This window comes from Staphylococcus sp. ACRSN, assembly GCF_022346615.1.
Taxonomy (GTDB): Bacteria; Bacillota; Bacilli; order Staphylococcales; family Staphylococcaceae; genus Staphylococcus.
The window spans coordinates 124,965-147,190 of record NZ_JAKRNS010000004.1; the positions used below are offsets into that span (position 1 = coordinate 124,965).

Sequence of the window (22,226 nt, forward strand, 5' to 3'; positions counted from 1 at the left end):
AGTCATTCACCTTCTATATACGCTTTTAACTTATCGATTGCTTTACCACGATGGCTAATTTCACTTTTCTCTACAGCTGTTAATTGAGCCATTGTTTTATTTTTTTCTTTTATAAAGAAAATTGGATCATATCCAAATCCATTGTCACCTATTTTACTTAATGTAATTTCACCTTGTACAGTACCCTTAAATTGTTTGGTTGTTTCATCAGGTGCACTCATACTTATAACACAAACAAATTGAGCAGTGCGGTCTGTTTCGTCATCAAGATTCGTTAATACCTTTTCAATATTTGCATTATCATCTTTATCTGCACCTGCATAACGCGCCGAATAAACCCCAGGTTCACCATTTAATGCAAATACTTCTAACCCACTGTCATCTGCAATTACTCTTTTATTCAATGCTTTTGCTGCCGCTTCAGATTTCAAACGTGCATTAGCTTCAAAAGTATCTCCTGTTTCTTCGACATCAAAACCATCAATAATTTCAGAAATACCTATGACATTATATTCAGGAAATATGACTTTAAAGTCATTAATTTTTCCTTTGTTATTTGATGCAATTACGATATCTTCCATTATTTCGACTCCTCACATGTAACTTCTATTCGTTCAACTTTGACATTCATATTTAGCCACTCTTCAATAATTCTTTCAATATGTTCAGTATCACCAGTTGCAAAAAATTTATGTTTTGGTTTTCGCTTATATCCCGCATGTTCATTACTAAATGTTAGTAAAGCACTGACTTCACGAGCAGTTTCTAAACCTGATGAGATTACAACTTTTTCCCCACCAAAGTACTCATTAATCGGTTGATATAATAATGGATAATGTGTGCACCCTAGTATAATTGTATCCGCATCACTATTTCTCCATTGCTTGAGTGTCTGATGCATTACTATACTTGTAATCGTTGGATCTTTATAGCGCATCTTTTCTACTAATGGTACAAATCCTGGGCAAGCAATTCCTGAAACCTCAACATTAGGATTAATATTTTTTATATGATGTCGATATGCCTCTGATTTTATTGTACCTTCCGTACCTAGAATCAAAACATTCTGATTCTTAGTCGTCATAATGGCCGTTCTCGCACCGGGTTCTATAACACCGATAACTGGTATTGGCAAAAGATTTTGTAAATGATTTAAAGCAACTGCAGTCGCTGTATTACATGCAATCACTAACATTTTTATATCAAATGTCATAAGCTTTTCAGCTAGCTCGGTCGTGAATTTTCTAACTTCTGAACCTTCTCTTGGTCCGTAAGGGCAACGTTGAATATCCCCTAGATAATAAATGGTTTCATTAGGGAGTTGACGCATAATTTCTTTCGCAACTGTCAAACCGCCGACCCCTGAATCAATAACGCCTATTGGTTTATCCATATTTGACTTCATCCTCAACTAATTTACTTAATCTTTATTTTAGCACAGTCACAATTTCAAAATCATTCATCAAGATTGAAAGTAAGTATATTTTTTAAATTATATATAATATTTGCACCAATTTTTATCTTTTTAAAAATAGGATCCTTTGATTAATATAAAAAAGAGGCCTAACACTTGTTCAGCACAAATGTTAAGCCCTAGACTGCATATATTAAAATTAATTCACCTGATGGTCAGAACCAAAGAACGATTTAAACATATGGAAAGATGTTTCTCTGTTTAATGCTGCGATAGATGTTGTCAAAGGAATACCTTTTGGACACGCATTGACACAGTTTTGAGAATTACCACACTCTTGTAATCCTCCTCCACCCATTAACGCATCTAATCGCTCATCTTTAGTCATTGAACCTGTTGGATGTAAATTAAACAATCTAACTTGTGAGATGGCTTGCGCACCAACGAAGTCATTTTTACTCGTTACATTAGGACACACTTCTAAACATACACCACAAGTCATACATTTTGATAATTCATAAGCTGTTTGACGTTTCTTTTCAGGCATACGTGGCCCTGGTCCTAAATCGTAAGTACCATCAATCGGTACCCATGCTTTCATACGTTTTAAGTTATCAAACATTCTTGTACGATCAACTTGTAAATCACGAATAACTGGGAAAGTATTCATTGGTTCTAGTTTAATAGGCTGTTCTAATTGATCAACAATTGCAGAACATGATTGTCTTGCTGTACCATTAATCACCATAGAACATGCGCCACAAACTTCTTCCAAACAGTTCATATCCCAAACAACTGGTGTTGTCTTTTCACCTTTACTGTTTACTGGATTACGTCGAATTTCCATTAAACATGCAATCACATTTAAATTTTCTCTATATGGAATTTCAAATTCTTCTTCATATGGTTTTGAATCTGAATTATCTTGACGTTTTATAATTAATTTAATCGTTTTTTGTTTACTTTCATTATCTTTTACTGGAGTTTCATTTGCTTCTTTAATCTCTGCCATGATTATTTACCCCCTGTAGACTTAGTAGAATAATCGCGCTTACGTGGTGGAATTAAACTAATATCAACTGGTTCATAAGTGAATTCAGGCGCTTCTGATTTACCTTTATAACTAGCTAATGTTGTCTTCAACCATTCTTCATCGTTTCTGTCTGGAAATTCAGGTTTGTAATGTGCACCACGAGATTCATTTCGGTTATAGGCACCTATTGTAATTACACGTGCAAGCACTAACATATTCCATAATTGACGAGTAAAGAATACTGCTTGGTTACTCCAAGTTTGAGTATCTTCAATGTCGATATCTTGATAGCGTTCCATTAATTCTACAATTTTCTTATCAGTTTCAAGTAATTTTTTATTATCACGAACAACGGTAACATTTGCTGTCATGATTTCTCCAAGTTCTCTATGAATTTTATAGGCATTTTCTGTACCCTTCATAGAAAGCAATTGATCAAATTTTTCTTGTTCTGCTTGAACAGCACTTTCATACATTACATCATCTAAATCAGTATATGATTTTTCAATATTTGCTATATAATCTAAAGCATTTGGTCCAGCAACTGTCCCACCATAAATGGCAGATAATAATGAGTTTGCACCTAATCGATTACCACCATGCTGTGAATAATCACATTCACCTGCTGCAAATAAGCCTTTAATATTTGTCATTTGGTCATAATCAACATATAAACCACCCATTGAATAATGAACTGCTGGGAAAATTTTCATTGGTACCTTACGAGGATCATCACCCGTGAATTTTTCATAAATCTCAATAATACCACCTAATTTTACATCTAACTCATGTGGGTCTTTATGTGATAAATCAAGATACACCATGTTTTCCCCATTGATACCTAATTTTTGGTTCACACATACATCGAATATTTCACGTGTTGCAATATCACGAGGTACAAGATTACCATAGTCAGGATATTTTTCTTCTAAGAAATACCAAGGTTTACCGTCTTTATATGTCCAAATACGTCCGCCTTCACCACGAGCTGACTCACTCATCAATCGTAATTTATCGTCACCTGGAATTGCTGTTGGATGAATTTGTATAAATTCGCCGTTTGCATACATTGCACCTTGTTGATACACAATAGATGCAGCTGAACCAGTATTAATCATTGAGTTAGTTGTTTTACCAAAGATGATACCTGGGCCACCAGTCGCCATAATAACTGCATCTGAACCAAATGATTCGATTTCAGATGTAGTCATATTTTGAGCAACAATTCCTCTCGCCATATTATCATCATCTTTGACAATTCCTAGGAATTCCCAACCTTCATATTTATTAACTAAACCATCTACTTCAAAGCTTCGAACTTGTTCATCCAAAGCGTAAAGTAACTGTTGACCTGTCGTAGCACCAGCATATGCAGTACGGTGATGCAATGTACCACCAAAACGTCTAAAGTCTAATAACCCTTCATTCGTTCTATTGAACATAACACCCATGCGGTCTAATAGATGAATAATTTTTGGTGCTGCTTCAGTCATAGCTTGAACCGGTGGTTGGTTAGCCAAGAAGTCACCACCATACACTGTATCATCAAAGTGAACAGCTGGTGAGTCACCTTCACCTTTAGTATTAACCGCACCGTTAATACCACCTTGTGCACACACAGAGTGTGAACGTTTAACCGGAACTAATGAGAACAAGTCCACATGTGCACCTTTTTCTGCTGCTTTAATTGTTGCCATGAGACCGGCCAGTCCACCACCGACAACAATAACTTTCTTCTCTGCCATAAATTGTCACTCCCCTAAATATATAACTAAGACTTGTAAATTATAAAAATGCGAGAATAGCGCTTAAACCAATATAAGACACTATGATAAACACGATGAGTGATACCCATGTGAAAATTTGTTGCGATCTCTTAGACTGTAGTACACCCCAAGTTACTAAGAATGACCATAGACCATTTGCAAAATGGAATGTTACTGACAACATACAAATGATGTAGAAAATTAACCAAAACGGATTAGATACGATATCATGTACCATATCAAAATTAACTTCATGACCTAAAGCACGTTGAATACGTGTTTGCCATAAATGAATCGCTACGAATATGAATGTTAATATTCCAGTCAAACGTTGTAACAAGAACATCCAGTTTCTAAATCTTGAGTAATGTCCTACATTTTCCTTCGCTGTAAAAGCAATATGTACACCGTAAACTGCATGATAAAAAATTGGAATATAGATTACTACAAATTCTAAAACAATTAAAAAAGGTAATGATTCCATAAATCCAGCTGCTTTGTTAAATGCATCAGCACCTTTAGTAGCTTGATGGTTTACTAACAAATGGATAAGTAAGAATCCACCTATCGGAATTACGCCTAATAATGAATGTAAGCGTCTTAAATAGAATTGATTTTTCGAATATGCCAAAAGGAAGCCCCCCTGTGAAACAAATAAATTTATTTGGTATTCTTTTAAACTTCATATATAAAGCGTTTTCTTATAATAGTAAAGTTGATGCTAGACAACGAATTAGTTTAGTAGTGATAAATACCACACAACCTTGTCGTTAATCATCTTATTTAGCATTGAAGCATATTCCTGATTTAAAATTACATAATTGCTAAAATATGATGCATAATTGATAATATTTCTCAATTATAAAACGCTTACATATACAGTTAAAAAAAAGAATCCCTGTTAGTAGCTATTGTAACACTAAAATATAAGAATTTGGGCATGAGAATGATTCTCATGCCATTATTTTTTGTCACTTTTTATCATTTAAAGCTTGATGTAGGTTTTGTGCTACTTTAACTGGTAATCCAGAAGATTGTAACTCTGCAACTGTAGCCTCTTTCATTTTCTTTATAGAACCAAAAGTGCGTAACAACTTCGTTTTTCGTTTTGAACCAATACCTTCAACAGTATCTAGTACAGATTGCAAACCTGTTTTTTGTCTTGTTTGACGATGAAATGTTATAGCAAATCGGTGCACTTCATCTTGAATACGATGCAGTAAATAAAAAGCCTGGCTATTTTTCTTCAAAGGTATAATACTCGCTTGTTCACCATACAATAACTCTGAAGTTTGGTGTTTATCATTTTTCTGAAGACCTGCAACAGGAATATCTAGACCTAGTTCATTTTCTAATACATCCATCACACCATTCATATGTCCTTTACCCCCATCAACGATAATTAAATCAGGCAAGGGGGTGCCTTCATTCAATACTCGTGTATAACGACGACGTACGACCTCACGCATTGATTTATAATCATCCGGTCCGTCAACTGTTTTAATCTTATATTTACGGTAGCCCTTTTTATTTGGTTTCCCATCAATAAACGATACCATTGCAGAGACCGGATCCACCCCTTGGATATTTGAGTTATCGAATGCTTCAATGCGAATTGGCGTTTGTATTCCCATTCTATCCCCTAATTCTTCTATTGCTTTAACAGTACGAGACTCATCTTTAGAAATTAATTCAAATTTATTGTCTAAGGTTACTTCTGCATTATGTTTAGCAAGGTCAACCATTTCTTTTTTCTTACCTTTAAGCGGTTGTACAATCTTTGTATCTACTACAGATTGTATTACCTCTTTATTTAAATGATTTGGAATATGCACTTCTTTTGGTAAAAGATGTTGATTCAAATCATAAAATTGTCCAATAAACGTATAAAACTCTTCTTCTGGCGTTTGTTGAACAGGTATCATCGTTGCATCTCTTTTAATCATATTCCCTTGTCTTATAAAAAATACTTGGATACACATCCATCCTTTGGAAACACTATATCCAAAGACATCTCTAATTGTGTTATCTGAAGAAGTAATTTTTTGTTTTTTGGTTAAGTTATGAATATGTTGAATTAAATCTCTATATTCTTTAGCCTGTTCAAAGTCTAAATTTTCGCTTGCTTCTAACATTTTTTGCTCTAAATTATTAAGTATGGTCTTATCTTCACCATTTAAAAAATCTGAAATTTCCTTGGTCATTTCAGCATATTTTTCTAAATCCACTGGATAGACACATGGCCCCATACATTGTCCGATGTGATAATATAAGCATAATTTATCTGGCATTTTATCACATTTTCTAAATGGATAAATGCGATCTAATAATTTCTTCGTTTCTTGAGCAGAATATGCATTAGGATAGGGTCCAAAGTATTTACCACTATTCTTTTTCACTGTTCTTGTGACAATTAATCTTGGATGCTTTTCTTTAGTGATTTTTATAAATGGGTAACTTTTATCATCTTTTAACAAAATATTATAACGTGGTTGATATTGCTTGATTAAATTCAATTCTAATAGTAAGGATTCTGTTTCACTAGATGTTACGATAAATTCAAAATTACGTATCTCACCAACAAGCCTAGTCGTTTTTGCATCATGTGCACCCGTAAAATAAGATCTTAAGCGATTGCGTAATTTCTTAGCTTTTCCAACATAAATGACTTGATCATTTCGATCTTTCATTAAATAACAACCTGGTTCCGTTGGTACAACAGATAATTTCTGTTTAATTGCCATTTGATAGTCTTCCATTCGATATCCTCCTTTCAAATTATTTTTAATTTCGCCACTAAAACTTGCTCTGTATTATAAAATAACAAATTAATGCGATGCAATATATTAAATTGCTTGCTAACATAAAAATGCTTGCTAACATAAAAATGGGACATTAAATAAATAATGTCCCAACTTGCTAATATTTAGATTATAAGTGTTTATCTAGTACTTCTGCTAAGTTTTCTTTAGGTTGGAAACCTACTACTTTATCTACTGGTTCACCGTCTTTAAATACGATTAAAGTTGGAATACTCATAACTTCAAATTTAGCAGCAGTTGATGGGTTTTCATCAACGTCTAATTTTAAAATATTTGCTTTACCATCATAGTCGCCTGCTAATTCTTCTAAAACTGGCGCGATCATTTTACAAGGTCCACACCAAGTTGCCCAAAAATCTACTAAATTAACACCTGATTGAATGTTTTCATCAAAGTTTGAATCTGTTACTTTTACGATTGCCATAAATGCCAATCCTCCTTAAATTTCAAATGATGAGCAAATTATAACAGACTTTATATTATTCTGCATAGCACTTGCTCACGTTTATTTTAATTCTGCAACGGTTACGCCAAAGCCACCTTCACTCGGCATACCATTCCTATATGATGCCACACTTTTATGTTGTTTTAAATGACTTTGAACACCTTTTTGTAAGGCACCTGTACCTTTTCCGTGTATAATGTAAACTTGTTCGTAATTGCTCAACACAGCTTGGTCTAAATATTGATCTACTGCAACCATTGCCTCATCATATCTGTAACCTCTTAAATCAAGTTCCATTTTGACATCTTGTCTATTTTGGCGTCTTACCATTTTAGTTGGTTGCTCTTTTGTCTTTTTCGTTTTCTCTAAATCTTCTAATGGTAATTTCATTTTAATAATACCCATTTGGACAATTGCTTCACCACTATCAACAAGTTCTAAAACTTCACCTTTTTGACCATAAGTGAGTACTTTAACTTCATCGCCCGCTTTGATTTCATCCCACTTTTGTTTTTGAACATTTTGCTTAATAGATGTAGCTTCATATTGATCATCAAGTTGTTTCTTTTTATCAATTAATTCGTGCTCTTTCACATCAGCACCTTTTTTGTCTCTTAATTCACGCAACTCTTTTAATATTTCATCTGCTTCTTTCGTAGCAGATTTCACACGTTGATTAGCTTTTTCTTTTGCTTGTTCTAACAATTGTTTTTCTTGATCTTGATAATTTTCATATTGCTTTGTTAAAGAATCATGCGTTTCTTGAGCTTCTCTTAATACTTGTTCTAATTCAATGCGTTGTTCATCAACACGCTTAGAATTATATTCAAGTGACGCAATCATTTCATTTATTTCTTGTTCGTCTTGGCCAATCATAGATTTAGCCTTTTGAATAACTTGAATATTTAAGCCCAATTTTTTTGAAATATCAAAAGCATTTGAACGACCTGGAACACCCATTAGCAATTTATAAGTTGGACTTAAAGTATTCACGTCAAACTCTACACTTGCATTCATTACCCCTTGTCGATTATAGCTATATGCTTTTAATTCTGGATAATGTGTTGTTGCCATAACCAATGAACCAATTTCCTGAACATGGTCTAATATACTCATAGCTAAAGCAGCACCCTCGCTTGGATCCGTACCTGCGCCTAATTCATCAAATAATATTAAACTATTGTTAGTTGCATCTTTTAATATTTCTACGATGTTTTTCATATGAGAAGAAAATGTTGATAAAGACTGCTCAATTGATTGTTCATCACCAATATCACAATAAACATTCTCAAAAACACTTAATTTACTACCATCTAATGTAGGAATTAACAATCCAGATTGAGCCATCATAATGATTAATCCTAATGTTTTTAATGTAACTGTTTTACCACCAGTATTCGGTCCTGTAATAATGACAGTTTCAATATCATCAGCAAACTCAATTGTATTTGCTACCACAGTATCCTTATCGAGCAATGGATGAAATGCTTTTGGTAAATATACTGTGCGTTCCTCGGTAAATTCCGGTTTCGTACCTTTAATCGTTGTAGCATAACGTGCTTTTGCTGTTAAAAAGTCAATTTGACCAATGATTGTTTCTGAAACTAAACAAGCATCTGATTCTTCTGCAACCATGTTCGTCAATTCAGTTAATATTCTTTCACATTCAACTTTTTCATCATTACGCAAACGACTAATTTGATTATTCATCTCTACGATTGATGATGGCTCGATATATAATGTTTGGCCTGACGCGGATTGATCATGAACGATACCATTAAAGTCTTGTCGATATTCAGCTTTAACTGGAATTACATTACGTTCATTTCTTACAGTGACAATCGCATCTGACAATTTTTTTTGATTTGCTTGACTCTTAACAACCCTATCTAAATTTTGTTTGATACGTTGCGTAGTACTAGAAATCTTACTTCTAATACCTTGTAATTCATAACTTGCATTATCAAATAGGTCATAGGCATCACACTTTTGATGAATTTCTTGAAACAAATCATTTAATACAGGTAATTGTTCCATTCTATCATTTAAAATAGGATATTTTATTTCTTCATCTTCTTCTAAGATACCATTATAAAATGTTTTGTATTGATTTTGAATTTGTATTAATCGTTTAATCGCATTTAACTCTCGAACATTTAATACGCCACCAATGTTTGCTCTATGAAGCAATTGTGTAACTTGTGTTAATCCACTCAGACTTGGCATACGATGTTTATTATATATCTGCGCTATTTCATCCGTTTCATTCATTTGAAGCTGCACTGTTTTAAAATCAGTAGCCGGATTCATTGCTTCTACTTTAGCCTTACCTATATCACTCATCGTTTCTTTTTCAACGAGTGCTTTTATTTTATCGAATTCTAAGACATTTAATGACTTCTGTCTCATACAATCCCTCTATTTCTTCATTTTAATATTGTTTTCAATCATCGATTTAAATGCTTCTCTTGACATAGTATTAATTACTCTATCTTTAGTCACAAATCCCTTTTGAGCCGTTGCAACACCATATTGCATGAATTCTAAGTGATCGGTATGGTGTGCATCTGTATTGATAGTTAATTGGAGATTCGGATGTTTTTTTAACGTTTCAGCATTTAAATCTAAACGTTTAGGGTTAGCGTTAACCTCTAATATAGTATTAGTTTTTTCAGCTAATTCACAAAGTTGGTCAATATCAGGCTCATATCCCGGTCTTTTGCCAATGATTCGTCCGGTTGGATGTGCAATATGTCTTACATAAGGATTGTTGCATGCACTTTCTAATCGACGCATAATGTCTTCTTGTGGCTGATTAAAACTTTGGTGAATTGCAGCAATAACATAATCTAATTGTTTTAAAATATCATCTTCATAATCAAGACTACCATCTGGTAATATATCCATTTCGATACCAGAATAAATATCTATTTCATTGTATTTTTCATTTAACTTTTTAATTTCTTCATTTTGACGTAATAAACGCTCAACAGATAATCCATTTGCTACTTTTAAACTTTGTGAATGATCAGTAATAACCATGAATTCATAACCTTTAGCAATATTTGCCTTAATCATATCTTCAATACTGAATGCACCGTCACTATAAGTAGTATGCATATGCAAATCGCCTTTGATATCGTTAATTTGAATTATATTCATTAAATCTTTATCAAATTCACTACCATCTTCACGCATTGCGGGATTTATCCAATCAACATTAAAATGATGATAAATTTCATCTTCACTTTGATATTGAATTAGTTTTCCATCTGAAGATTCAATGCCATATTCACTGACCTTTTCGCCCTTTTCTTTTGCTAATTGGCGAATACGAATATTATGGTCTTTAGAGCCTGTAAAATGTTGTAATGTGTGATAAAAAGCTGCAGGCTCAATTAATCTAAAATCCACGCCAATTGTTTCATCATCATACTCAAGTTCTAAAGATACTTTTGTAGTGCCTACTGCCACATCTTTAACCTTATTTGGGAGTTTTAACAATGCTTCTTGTACTTGAATAGGCGAATCGGTACTGATAATATAGTCTAAATCTTTACTCATTTCCTTAAAACGTCTAAAACTGCCTGCAACCTCATATTTTTCAATTTCAGGAATAGTGGCCAAATAATCTTTAACCACATTATTTAAACCTCTCATTTGGTCTATAGGATATTTATCCTTTTTTGCGCCTAATGCTTTAACAGCATCCAGTATATTTTGCTCTGTTTTTTTGGCAAAGCCGCTTAAGGCACTGACTTCACCATTTTCACAAGCTTGTTGTAATGACTCTTTACTATCAATATTTAACTCTTTATATAGTTTGGCAATTTTTTTACTGCCTAACCCTTGAATTTTCATTAAGGGAATAAGACCTTCAGGCACTTCTTCCTTTAATGCGTCTAAAGTAGACGTAGTTCCTTGGTGTCTATATTCATTAATAACTTCCCCTACACCTTTACCAATACCTTTTAATTCAGTTACATCTTCAATTTCATCTAATGGGCGTTCATCAATCTCTAAACTTTGCGCCGCTTTTCTATACGCCGAAACTTTAAATGTATTTTCTCCTTTTAGTTCCATATAAATCGCGATTTTTTCTAATAATTGAATAATATCTTTTTTCGTCATTACCTTCACTCCATAAAAAAAGACCAAGACAAGTTACCATTGCTAATTCAACAGTAAATCGGTTGTGCCCTGACCTCCTATATTTTAATAATGCATTATATGTTTAATTGTTGGAAATTTTATATATTGATCACAAACGTGGATATAAACGGAATGTGTGAAATAAATACTTTCGCTACCAAGGATTGTGATAATTGTGTTTGAATGATTTCTAAAGGATACAATGCCATCGCATAAATTAAGGTTGTGCAAATTATCAAAGATGACAAGATACTTATAAGAACACCAACCAAACGACTCACTAAAAACAACTTTTTGTATTTAATTATATTATCAAAGCTACCTATTATAGCATAACAAAGTACCTTCGTAATGGTTGCTACAATTAGGAATGCGATAATATGATCAAATCGTAACTGTAGATTATCAAATTGAAAGGCGTAATGCATATCATAAGCTCGCGTTTTAGGAAATGGTATAAATAGTTCTAAGTACTGTGATAACTGTAAGTAGAGCTTTTGTGAAATAAATAAAGATAAGATTGTTGCACTAAAATGCAATACACTTAACCAAATACCTCTTCTAAAACCAATCATGCCTATGTATAAAAAAATGATAATGATTAGTATATCAATTAACATTACTCTTCACTATTTTTTAGTTGTTTGATTTCCTGTTGCAAGCGATAATTTTCTTCTTCTAATTGTACCTTTTCATGCATAATATTAACAGCTGTTAATATTGCTTTTCTTGTAGTATCTAATCCTGTACTTTTTCTACCAAGTGTTTTAAGTTGTTCATCCACCAAATGTGCAACATAGCGGATATGCTCCGGATTATCTTCCCCTACTATTGTATAATGTTGATCATTTATCGTTACGTTTATCCTATTTTTGAATTCGCCCATAGTATAACTCCTGACTTATAATAAATTTCCGAATAATATTTTGCTTAACATATAACTTTCCATATTTGTAATTTAGAATATTTATCACGAACCATTATACACGACTAAATATTATTTTGTAAGAGGTGTGATTTGTTATATTTGAAAAATTTTATAGTTCCTAGATTTTAAATAAATTTAGAACATTTAGCATGACACTTATAATTCAAAGCAGTACTTATTGTTGTTGGGTAGTGCTTAAGTTTATTACTATGGTATGATGAACTCTGTTAACTGTTAAAGTAATTCGAAAAAAGAGAGGCAAGCAAATGTCAAATGTTGTACATAAACTAACAAATCATGAAATCCAACAATTAATGTCAAAAATTAACTGTGATACTGGTAAATTGCCACAAGGAATGAAGGCTAAAGCAAAATATAAAAACACTTCAATTTCAATATATAATTCAAATAAAGTGATGTTCCAAGGAAAGGAAGCTGTAGCTGTAGCAGATCAATTACTTCCACAACACGCTAATAATCAATCAACACCTAAAAAATCAACTAAACAAACTTCGATAAACTATAATCAATATCAGTGTATAGGCAGTGATGAAGCTGGTAGTGGTGATTATTTCGGTCCATTAACCGTATGTGCCGCTTATGTTTCTAAGAAGAATGTACAAGTATTAAAAGAACTCGGTGTTGACGATTCAAAGAAACTAACAGATAAAAAAATTGTCGAACTTGCTGAGCAAATCGTTACATTTATACCCCATTCATTACTTACGATGCATAATGAAAAATACAATGACAGACAACTTGCCGGCTGGTCACAAGTTAAAATGAAAGCTGTATTACACAACGAAGCAATAAAAAATGTTGTTAATAAAATTGATACTACTGAACTAGACTATATTGTAATTGACCAATTTGCCGAACGCGGTGTGTATACGCGTTATGCATTAAGTGAACTACCATTAAGTGACAAAACTAAATTTGAAACAAAAGGCGAGTCTAAGTCCATTGCAATTGCAGCTGCAAGTATAATTTCACGTTATGCTTTCGTTAAACATATGGATCAAATTTCAATTGAAGCAAAACGTGAAATTCCTAAAGGTGCGAGCAATAAGGTAGATTTAGCTGCTGCAAAAATCATCGAAAAAAAAGGAATAGCGTTTCTGGACTCTATTTCTAAAAAGCACTTTGCCAATCGAAAAAAAGCACAAGCCCTCGTTGATAAAAAGCATCGATCTTAACATGTTTGTCGTAATACAATATTCAATTCATAGTAAACATTTTATACATTTCAGTATTTACCAAACAAAGTGAACTCAACCATTAATATAATTTTCAATGCTATTATGTCAAACGCGCTAAATAAATCAGTATGTTTCAATTGAGATATATTACTTTGTTTTTTATAATTCTCGTAATTTAAAAACAAAAAGAATTACTTTCCCTATTTAAAGCATATGGGAAAGTAATTCTTTTTTTATTGATTATTAAACTACATTTATAAGTTATATAGTTAATTATTATAACTATTTAATACACAACTGCTAAATCAATTTTATTATCTTATTGTTGCACCTTTTTGTTGTAATGCAGCTAAGATATCTTCATGTACCGCATTTACTTTATCATCAGTTAATGTTTGTTCAACATCTAAATATGACAATCTAATTGCAATTGATTTTTCATCCTCTGCAACATGTTCACCTTCATAAACATCGAATACTTCTGCATTTTGTAATATATTGCCACCATGTGCTTCAATTACTTTAACAAGTGTTGCTGATGGCACATCACGATTTATAACTAATGCAATATCTCTTGAAACACCAGGGAATCTTGGAATTGGACGATAATTAATATATCCTACTGAAATAGCCATCAATTTATCGTAGTTCAATTCAAATACATAAGTTCGTTTTAAATCATAGTCTTTCTCAACTTTTGGATGTAATTCTCCTACAAAGCCAATTGTTTCCTCGTTAAGCTTAACAATTGCAGTTCTACCAGGATGTAGACCTGTAACTTCTCCCGCTTCATATTCAAATTGTATATCTAATTTTTCTGCAATACGATCCACAATACCTTTTGCAATAAAGAAGTCTATTTCTTCTTTTTTACCTTGCCAAGTATTAACAGTATAATCTCCAGTTAAGATACCACTTAGATATTCAACTTCATCCGGTAATTCACCTTCTCCATTGCCATAAAAAACATTACCTAATTCATAGAGTCGTACGTCATTATTTTTACGTGCTACATTATAGGCTGCTGCATCAATTAAATGAGGAATTAGACTTTGTCTTAATGTAGAATGAGCCTCACTCATAGGCATTAACAAACTAATAGTAGAACGAGACTCAAGTGCAAAATCTTGCGCTCTTGCTTTATCGACTAATGAATAATTAATTGCCTGACTCAAACCTGAACCTTCTAACGTTTCTTTTACAATTCGAGATTTAGCTTGTCTATCACTCAATGCGCCATTTGTAACATGCTCAAAAACTGGTAATGTTGATGGAATTTCATCATAACCATAAATTCTAGCAATTTCTTCAATTAAATCTTCTTTAATTGTAATATCTTTACGTCTAGATGGTACCATAACAGTTAATTCATTGTTGTTGTTAGTCGTTTCAAATCCAAGTTGTACAAAAATAGATTCAATCTCTTCAGCAGACAACTCAAAGCCAATAGTATTATTCACTTTATCAACAGAGATACTAATCGGTGTTACAAATTCACCTAAGTCACCTTGAGCAACATTGCCAGATAAAACCTGTCCATTGGCATAAGTTTGTAATAAATAACAAGCTCGATCAACAGCCTCATCTACAAATTCTGTAGCTATACCTTTTTCAAAGCGACTAGATGCTTCACTTCTTAAATTTAATCTTCTCGATGTATGACGAATTGATACAGGATCGAAAATCGCACCTTCAATTACTACATTCTTAGTGGATTCCTTAACTTCTGAAAAATCGCCACCCATTACACCAGCAATCGCAATTGGAACTTCACCATTTGTAATCACGATATCAGATGCTAATAATGATCTTTCCTGATTATCTAAGGTTGTCATCTTTTCATTTTCATAAGCTTGACGCACTTCAATATTATCTGAACCAATTTGCTCTTGGTCAAACATGTGTAGTGGTTGACCATATTCTAATAATACGTAATTTGAAATATCTACTACATTATTAATCGGTCTGATACCTGCTTTAATTAATCTCATTTGCATCCATTCAGGTGACGGCGCAATTGTTACATCTTTAACAATGCGTGCACTATAATATGGAACTTTATCATTATCTTGAACTTTCACTGACAATTCATCTGCAGCTTTTTGTGACAATGTTTCTGTTTGTGTCGTTGGTTTATTCATTGCTACGTTGTATAATGCAGCAACTTCATATGCTGTACCTACCATACTTAATGCATCTGCTCTATTTGGTGTAAGGTCGAACTCCATTACTTGATCATCTAAATATAAAGCCTTAAGTGCGTCCGTGCCCGGTTCCACATCAGTAGAAAATACATAAATTCCATTTTCTGAATCTTTAGGCACTAAGTTAGTAGATAGACCTAACTCTTGTAAAGAACAAATCATACCTTCTGAACGTTCACCACGTAATTTCGCTCTTTTAATCTTTATACCACCTGGTAATCTACCGCCTACTGTTGCAACGATTACCGTTTGCCCAGCATCTACATTTGGCGCGCCACATACAATTTGTACCGCTTCAGCTTCACCAATGTCTACCTGACAAATATTGAGCTTATCTGCATCTGGATGTGGTGCAATTGCTTTAATTTTACCAACAACTAATTTTTTAATTTCCTTTGTATAATCAATGATGTCATCTACTTCGATACCCGTACGTGTAATTTTTTCTGCTAATTCGTTAACTGGTTGGTTAATTTCAACATATGTTTCTAACCATTCTTTAGAAATAAACATTATTTTTCACCTCTATCTTCTACTGCTTTAAATTGATTTAAGAATCTTACATCATTGGTATAGAAATGACGGATATCTTCAATGCCATATTTTAACATTGCAATTCTATCGGGACCCATACCAAACGCAAATCCCGAATACTTATTTGAATCGAAGCCAGCTTTTTCAAGGACGTTCGGGTGAACCATACCTGCACCTAAGATTTCAATCCATCCTGTTTGTTTACATACATTACAGCCTGAACCACCACACTTGAAACATGACACATCTACTTCAACAGATGGTTCTGTAAATGGGAAATAGCTTGGTCTCAGACGAATTTCACGATCTTCGCCAAATAATTGTTTAGCCAATAACTCTAATGTACCTTTTAAATCACTCATCTTAATATTCTCATCTACAACTAAGCCTTCAATTTGAGTAAATTGATGACTGTGTGTCGCATCATCTGAATCACGACGGTATACTTTACCAGGGCATAATATTTTAACCGGACCTTCACCTTCACGTTGTTCCATCGTTCTCGCTTGTACTGGAGATGTATGGGTACGCATAAGTATCTCATCTGTAATATAGAAGCTATCTTGCATATCTCTTGCAGGATGAGATTTCGGTAAATTTAAAGCTTCAAAGTTATAATAATCTTGTTCAACTTCAAAACCATCTACAATCTCATAACCTAAACCTAAAAAGAGATCTTCGATTTCCTCAACTGTACGCGTTAAAGGATGTTTTGCGCCGATAGACATTTTTCTACTTGGTAATGTCACATCAATTTTTTCAGCCTTTAATTGTCGCTCTAATTCTTCATTCGCTAAAAGTTCACGACGTGATTCTATTTCACCTTCGATTGCTTGTCTAACTTCATTGACTTGTTGTCCGTATGCAGGCTTTTCTTCATTAGGTAAATCTTTCATGTGTTTCATTAAACCAGTTACAGAACCTTTTTTGCCTAAGTACTTCACTTTTACATCTTGTAATTCTTTTTCATTTTTTACTTCATTTATATCTACTAATGCCTGCTGTTTAATTTCAGTCATCGCTTCAGTTTGTGCCATGATTTAACCTCCATTTGTTTATTGTCTTGTTAAGTAAATCCAATAAAAATATAAAAAAAGACTTTCATCCCGTTGAAACTGGGACGAAAGCCTTCCGTGGTACCACCCAAATTTATGCATAAGCATACACTTGTATTTATTGATAACGGAGTAATTTCCGACTTAAATCTCTTTAAGTAACCAAAAAGGTGAAAAAAACTAAATATAGCGATATATCTTTCAGTCTATGGATATATTCCCTTTTACTACTACATCTTTTAGTTTACGTCTTTTTATTGGTTCGTATTCTACTTTTTAACATTAATTTTATTATATACGATTTTCATTTAAAGGGTCAACCTTTCAAATGATAAATTAGAATACTTCCGGCAATGGCTACATTTAAACTCTCTGCTTTGCCATAGATTGGTATCGTTAGATTTTGAGTAGTTTGATCCAACAATTGTTGTGATACACCTTCACCTTCATTACCTAATAATAAAGCAAAATTTTCTTTAGGTTTCACTTCATGATACGAAACTGCATCTTCTAATGCTGTTCCGTATACCGTACCGTCAAATGTATCAATAAAATCACTTAAGGATTCAGTAACAATTGGTAAGTGGAATACACTTCCTTGACTAGCTCTTAATACTTTATCTTGATATGGATCTGCAGTTCCTTTTTCTAAGACAATTAAATCAATTCCTGCTGCATCAGCAGTACGAATTAAGGTACCAAGATTCCCTGGATCTTGTATACGATCAATCAACAACACCTGTTTTGCAGCAGTCGTTTCATAATTAGGTTTCTCAATTACAGCAAAAAAACCTTGTGGCGTAACAGTTCCTGATAATGCTTCTGCTACTTTTAAATTTATTTCAAAAGCTTCTTCGGCGTAATCAATAAGTTCATTACCAATTCTAGACGTATCTACGATAAACAATTGTTTAATCTTCAACTGACTTTGAAAAGCTTCTTCAATAAGATGATATCCTTCGATAAGTGCTTGGCCAGTTTTGTCTCTGTCTTTTTTCTTTTTTAGTTTATTTGCATTTTTAACTTTACTATTTTGTGCGGACGTAATCATTTCCATAGCATAGCCTCTTTATTTTCATATTTTTAACCTTTGAAAAGCTGTAAGATATTTGTACGAATATTTTTCATAAAAGATAATATAAAATTTTCATTTTTAACCCAAATATTATCTCCAGTATAGTTTACTATATCACCTTTTTCAGGAGAAATCGCTTGTTGTAATTTGATTTTTAAAGTTTGTGCTTTAGTGGTGTCAATTTGGTCCATTACTTGAAAATGTATATGTGGTTCCGTTGAATTACCTGAATTTCCCACTCTAGCAATACGTTGTCCCCGAAATACTTCGTCCCCAACTGTCACATTGAATGAATATGGTTTTAAGTGCGCTAACATACTATATTCATGCTTGGCATGTTTAATTACGATATAGTTGCCTTGTGGGTGTTTTACATTAAATTCACCTGGTACACTATCCGAAATACCATCTATAACAGATACAACGACTCCATTGGCAGGTGCTACTACAGTTAAATTATAACCATAGTAATTTGTATACAACATCGGATCTCCTTGATAACTACATCTATTTTTTATCTTCACAAGATCTATCGCATTTTTATAGTTTTTATAATGAAAATGATGATTCAATAATTCATTATTACCACCCGCCATTACAAACCATGAATCCTCGATTGGCATCGTATATTGAAGTTTAGTATGTTTCATCGTATCTGAATGATGTAAAGGTAACAGTACAAAACCAATGATTTCGCTATATTTGTTCAACGTCACACTTACACCTGTCGTCTGTTTATCATCAAACCAAATATATTCATCTTGTCTATTGATATGTATATGTTTATAAAATGAGTTCGAACTTCTTAATTCATTATATTCTTTAAGTAACTTATCCAATTCTGTTATTGCTGAAACTTCTTGAAAGTCTTCACTAAAATGATTATAAATCCAGTTGACGTCACCATTCTCAATTTTTTCAATAATTTCTTGCGCATTCATTGCTTCCATTGATTACACACAACCTATCGCTCGATATCAAATTACCATATATAAATAAAAAATCGCTCAAAAATTATTAAATGAATAATTAATGAACGATATTGAATGACTTAAATTAAGCCATTAAATTAATGAAATTATTTTGATACAACTTCTTCACCATTGTATGAACCACAGTTCTTACATACGCGGTGAGATAATTTGTATTCTCCACAATTTGGGCATTCTGTCATACCAGGTACTGAAATTTTGAAATGAGTACGACGTTTGTTTTTTCTTGTTTTAGACGTTCTTCTTTTTGGTACTGCCATGATTAATCCTCCTTATATTCAAACACTAAAATAGTTATTTTCAGATTCAATAATCTATTATACTATAGATTACAAAATTCTGCTATTGCTCTTCGTCATATAATTGTTGTAGTTTTTGAAGCCTTGGATCGATTTGCTTAGGTTCAGATTCTTCTTGTTCCTTTGCATTTTCAATCGCTTGCTCTTCGTCAATAACTTCCCAACCATTACCTTCACGTAACATCTGATCGCTATTATCTGCGAAAACGCGCATTGGCTTTTCTATAATAACTAATTCTTCAGTAATATCTTTAAGATTTATCATTCCATCTGTTGCATCATGATAATGCTCATCTTCTTCATCATCGCTATAGCGATCAAATCCTTCTAAATCAAATACTTCTTGAGAGTTAATATCTAAAGGGACTTTAACTGGAACGAGCGTACGCGCACAAGCCATTGTATAGGTACCTGTAACGTGTATATCTGCAATGACTTCATTTGATTTTACTGTCAATTCGCCATCGACATTTATATCAGATAAGTCTATCAAATCTAATGATTTTACTAAATGATCAAAATTAACCGTTTGACTAAATTCAAATGGTTTATCTTGGAATTTTCTTAATTGCGTTATTGACCATTTCATATGGCTTCACCTCTAACAAGCACAAAATTTATTTTAACTTTATAGATATAAGTTGTCAAGATTTTTTCTTAACACAATTATATCTGTTACAATATCTATAATGAATTTTGAAAGGAAGAATTGCAAATGAAAAGCGTTGCACTAGTCACTGAATATAATCCTTTCCACAATGGTCACTTATACCATGTACAGAAATCAAAGTCAATCACTGATTCTGATATTTCCATTGCAATTATGAGTGGAAACTTTGTAATGAGAGGCGAACCAGCAATTTATAATAAATTTATCAGAACCGAGATGGCTTTGCATGCCGTTGATCTAGTTGTTGAATTACCTGCATATGCTTCATTATCAGCTGGACCTTATTTTGGTGATACTGCCGTGCAAATTGCCAATTATTTAGACGCTGATTACTTATCGTTTGGGAGCGAATCTGGTGATATAGATTCATTTTTAGAACTTTCATCTGAAATGTCTCGAATAGAGAAAACACCTGCATTTGCACAAAAAGTAAAAGAAGGGAAAAGTTATCCGAGAATTATAAGTGAGCTATTAACAAATAATCTCTTGTTATCCTCACCAAATAATACACTGGGCATTTCATATATAAATGCCATTCGAAAACATGACTTTACAATAAAACCTATTACAATACAACGTAATCAAGCAAATCACCATGATAATAGTATTCAAAACTTGCAATTTGCAAGTGGTACTTCAATACGTAATGCTATATTACAAAAAAATAATCAATGGCACGATGTGGTTCCAAAATCAAACCATCCCCTATTCCATCCAAACATCACAACTACTGAGGATACATTTAACTATATAAAATATGCTTTAACAACTAAAAATGTATCTGAATTAAAGCAGATTTACACAATGTCTGAAGGACTGGAATATCGTTTAAAGGACTATATCTCTCAAGCCACTTCTTTCGAAACATATATGCAATTGATTAAGACTAAACGATACACTTACACACATTTACAACGTGTCCTTATGAATATATTACTCAACTTCACCTATGAGAATCTTCCTACAAAAATAAATGCAGTACGCATTTTAGGTATGAATAAACAAGGTCAAAATTATTTAAAATATTTAAAACTGAAATATCCTGAAAGACATTTTGTCACACAAATTAATAAACGAAATGCATCAGATTTTAAAAATGAAATATTAAGCACCAATGTTTATAATTTACTTTCAAATGATGTAACAACCGACTTCAACACTCATGTCATTCGAAAAAACTAGAGCACGGAGCTAAAATCTCCATTCTCAAAATAATGAGTCTGGACACGAATCCCTAAAAAGAAGCACTCAGATGATTGAATTCAATTTTTCTGAGCGCTTCTTTTTTATTCAACACTTCGTATCGTTAGTTCGCTTTCTTAGGTGATAGCTTCAACCAGTAGTCTTCAGCTTGTCCTATTTCCTCAAGAGGATCGCTAAAATACGTCATATTCATTTGTAACTTTTCAAGAAAATATTTTAAAAAGGCCCTTACCTATAATTTAATAAACACTACTAAACTAAATTAATGAGGTCCCAAATGTATATCGTTTACAAACCCACTCAAACCTCACTACTTTATGGAAACTTCAGTTTTAATTGCTAATAATGAGATAGTACAATTTGTAAATAAAATCATTGAAACAGTACTAGAGTATGTATTAGAAGAATTCACTAATCACCTTAGTACAACTTCAC

General features: G+C 32.8%; 19 protein-coding genes. 2 read left to right on the forward strand and 17 right to left on the reverse strand.

Translation table 11 applies throughout. From position 1 onward, the window contains the following. Nucleotides 1–2: 2 nt before the first annotated feature. From MHZ36_RS05495 to zapA, 11 genes are all read right to left on the reverse strand, one after another. Complete coding sequence (locus MHZ36_RS05495) at nt 3–581, reverse strand: XTP/dITP diphosphatase (RefSeq protein ID WP_239230126.1); 579 nt, start codon at nt 579–581, stop codon at nt 3–5. Beyond that, nucleotides 581–1,393, reverse strand: a complete 813-nt coding sequence (gene racE, locus MHZ36_RS05500; RefSeq protein WP_239230128.1) for a glutamate racemase — start codon at nt 1,391–1,393, stop codon at nt 581–583. The genes MHZ36_RS05495 and racE overlap by 1 nt, the downstream gene beginning before the upstream one ends. Nucleotides 1,394–1,613: 220 nt before the next feature. Beyond that, nucleotides 1,614–2,426 (reverse strand): succinate dehydrogenase iron-sulfur subunit, encoded by an 813-nt coding sequence (gene sdhB, locus MHZ36_RS05505; protein ID WP_239230130.1) that lies wholly within the window; start codon nt 2,424–2,426, stop codon nt 1,614–1,616. 2 nt (nt 2,427–2,428) lie between these two features. Next, a complete protein-coding gene (sdhA, locus tag MHZ36_RS05510; protein ID WP_239230132.1) occupies nt 2,429–4,192 on the reverse strand; it encodes a succinate dehydrogenase flavoprotein subunit in 1,764 nt (587 codons plus the stop codon). A gap of 40 nt (nt 4,193–4,232) precedes the next feature. Then, nucleotides 4,233–4,844, reverse strand: coding sequence for a succinate dehydrogenase cytochrome b558 subunit (locus tag MHZ36_RS05515; RefSeq protein WP_239230134.1), 612 nt, complete (start codon nt 4,842–4,844; stop codon nt 4,233–4,235). 340 nt (nt 4,845–5,184) lie between these two features. Continuing rightward, the gene (gene uvrC / locus MHZ36_RS05520) at nt 5,185–6,972 is read right to left on the reverse strand and encodes an excinuclease ABC subunit UvrC (protein WP_239230136.1); all 1,788 of its coding nucleotides are present in this window, start codon (nt 6,970–6,972) and stop codon (nt 5,185–5,187) included. Nucleotides 6,973–7,144: 172 nt separating this feature from the next. After that, on the reverse strand, nt 7,145–7,459 hold the full coding sequence (gene trxA, locus MHZ36_RS05525; RefSeq protein ID WP_069824333.1) for a thioredoxin: 315 nt from the start codon (nt 7,457–7,459) through the stop codon (nt 7,145–7,147). A gap of 81 nt (nt 7,460–7,540) precedes the next feature. Continuing rightward, the gene (locus MHZ36_RS05530) at nt 7,541–9,889 is read right to left on the reverse strand and encodes an endonuclease MutS2 (protein ID WP_239230138.1); all 2,349 of its coding nucleotides are present in this window, start codon (nt 9,887–9,889) and stop codon (nt 7,541–7,543) included. Between the two features lie 9 nt (nt 9,890–9,898). Continuing rightward, complete coding sequence (polX, locus tag MHZ36_RS05535; protein ID WP_239230140.1) at nt 9,899–11,611, reverse strand: DNA polymerase/3'-5' exonuclease PolX; 1,713 nt, start codon at nt 11,609–11,611, stop codon at nt 9,899–9,901. A 119-nt stretch (nt 11,612–11,730) separates the two neighbouring features. Further along, nucleotides 11,731–12,252 (reverse strand): CvpA family protein, encoded by a 522-nt coding sequence (locus MHZ36_RS05540; RefSeq protein WP_239230142.1) that lies wholly within the window; start codon nt 12,250–12,252, stop codon nt 11,731–11,733. Beyond that, nucleotides 12,252–12,518 carry a cell division protein ZapA gene (gene zapA / locus MHZ36_RS05545; RefSeq protein WP_239230144.1) on the reverse strand — a complete coding sequence of 89 codons (267 nt, stop codon included), beginning with the start codon at nt 12,516–12,518 and terminating at the stop codon, nt 12,252–12,254. The genes MHZ36_RS05540 and zapA overlap by 1 nt, the downstream gene beginning before the upstream one ends. A gap of 308 nt (nt 12,519–12,826) precedes the next feature. Here zapA and rnhC point away from each other — a divergent pair, with 308 nt between their 5' ends. Next, complete coding sequence (gene rnhC, locus MHZ36_RS05550; protein ID WP_239230146.1) at nt 12,827–13,756, forward strand: ribonuclease HIII; 930 nt, start codon at nt 12,827–12,829, stop codon at nt 13,754–13,756. A 317-nt stretch (nt 13,757–14,073) separates the two neighbouring features. Here the strand turns inward: rnhC and pheT are convergent, their stop codons facing one another. The 6 genes from pheT to MHZ36_RS05580 all read right to left on the reverse strand — a co-directional run bounded on the left by pheT (nt 14,074) and on the right by MHZ36_RS05580 (nt 20,507). After that, the gene (gene pheT, locus MHZ36_RS05555) at nt 14,074–16,476 is read right to left on the reverse strand and encodes a phenylalanine--tRNA ligase subunit beta (protein WP_239230148.1); all 2,403 of its coding nucleotides are present in this window, start codon (nt 16,474–16,476) and stop codon (nt 14,074–14,076) included. Beyond that, nucleotides 16,476–17,534, reverse strand: a complete 1,059-nt coding sequence (gene pheS, locus MHZ36_RS05560) for a phenylalanine--tRNA ligase subunit alpha (RefSeq protein ID WP_239230150.1) — start codon at nt 17,532–17,534, stop codon at nt 16,476–16,478. The genes pheT and pheS overlap by 1 nt, the downstream gene beginning before the upstream one ends. 334 nt (nt 17,535–17,868) lie before the next feature. After that, nucleotides 17,869–18,609 carry a TrmH family RNA methyltransferase gene (locus tag MHZ36_RS05565; RefSeq protein ID WP_239230152.1) on the reverse strand — a complete coding sequence of 247 codons (741 nt, stop codon included), beginning with the start codon at nt 18,607–18,609 and terminating at the stop codon, nt 17,869–17,871. Nucleotides 18,610–18,635: 26 nt separating this feature from the next. Continuing rightward, nucleotides 18,636–19,577 (reverse strand): M23 family metallopeptidase, encoded by a 942-nt coding sequence (locus MHZ36_RS05570; RefSeq protein ID WP_239230154.1) that lies wholly within the window; start codon nt 19,575–19,577, stop codon nt 18,636–18,638. 128 nt (nt 19,578–19,705) lie between these two features. After that, the gene (gene rpmF / locus MHZ36_RS05575; RefSeq protein WP_001830121.1) at nt 19,706–19,879 is read right to left on the reverse strand and encodes a 50S ribosomal protein L32; all 174 of its coding nucleotides are present in this window, start codon (nt 19,877–19,879) and stop codon (nt 19,706–19,708) included. Between the two features lie 82 nt (nt 19,880–19,961). After that, the gene (locus tag MHZ36_RS05580) at nt 19,962–20,507 is read right to left on the reverse strand and encodes a YceD family protein (RefSeq protein WP_239230156.1); all 546 of its coding nucleotides are present in this window, start codon (nt 20,505–20,507) and stop codon (nt 19,962–19,964) included. A 126-nt stretch (nt 20,508–20,633) separates the two neighbouring features. Between MHZ36_RS05580 and MHZ36_RS05585 the strand changes: the two genes are divergently transcribed. Then, nucleotides 20,634–21,770, forward strand: a complete 1,137-nt coding sequence (locus tag MHZ36_RS05585) for a nucleotidyltransferase (RefSeq protein WP_239230158.1) — start codon at nt 20,634–20,636, stop codon at nt 21,768–21,770. Nucleotides 21,771–22,226: the final 456 nt, after the last annotated feature.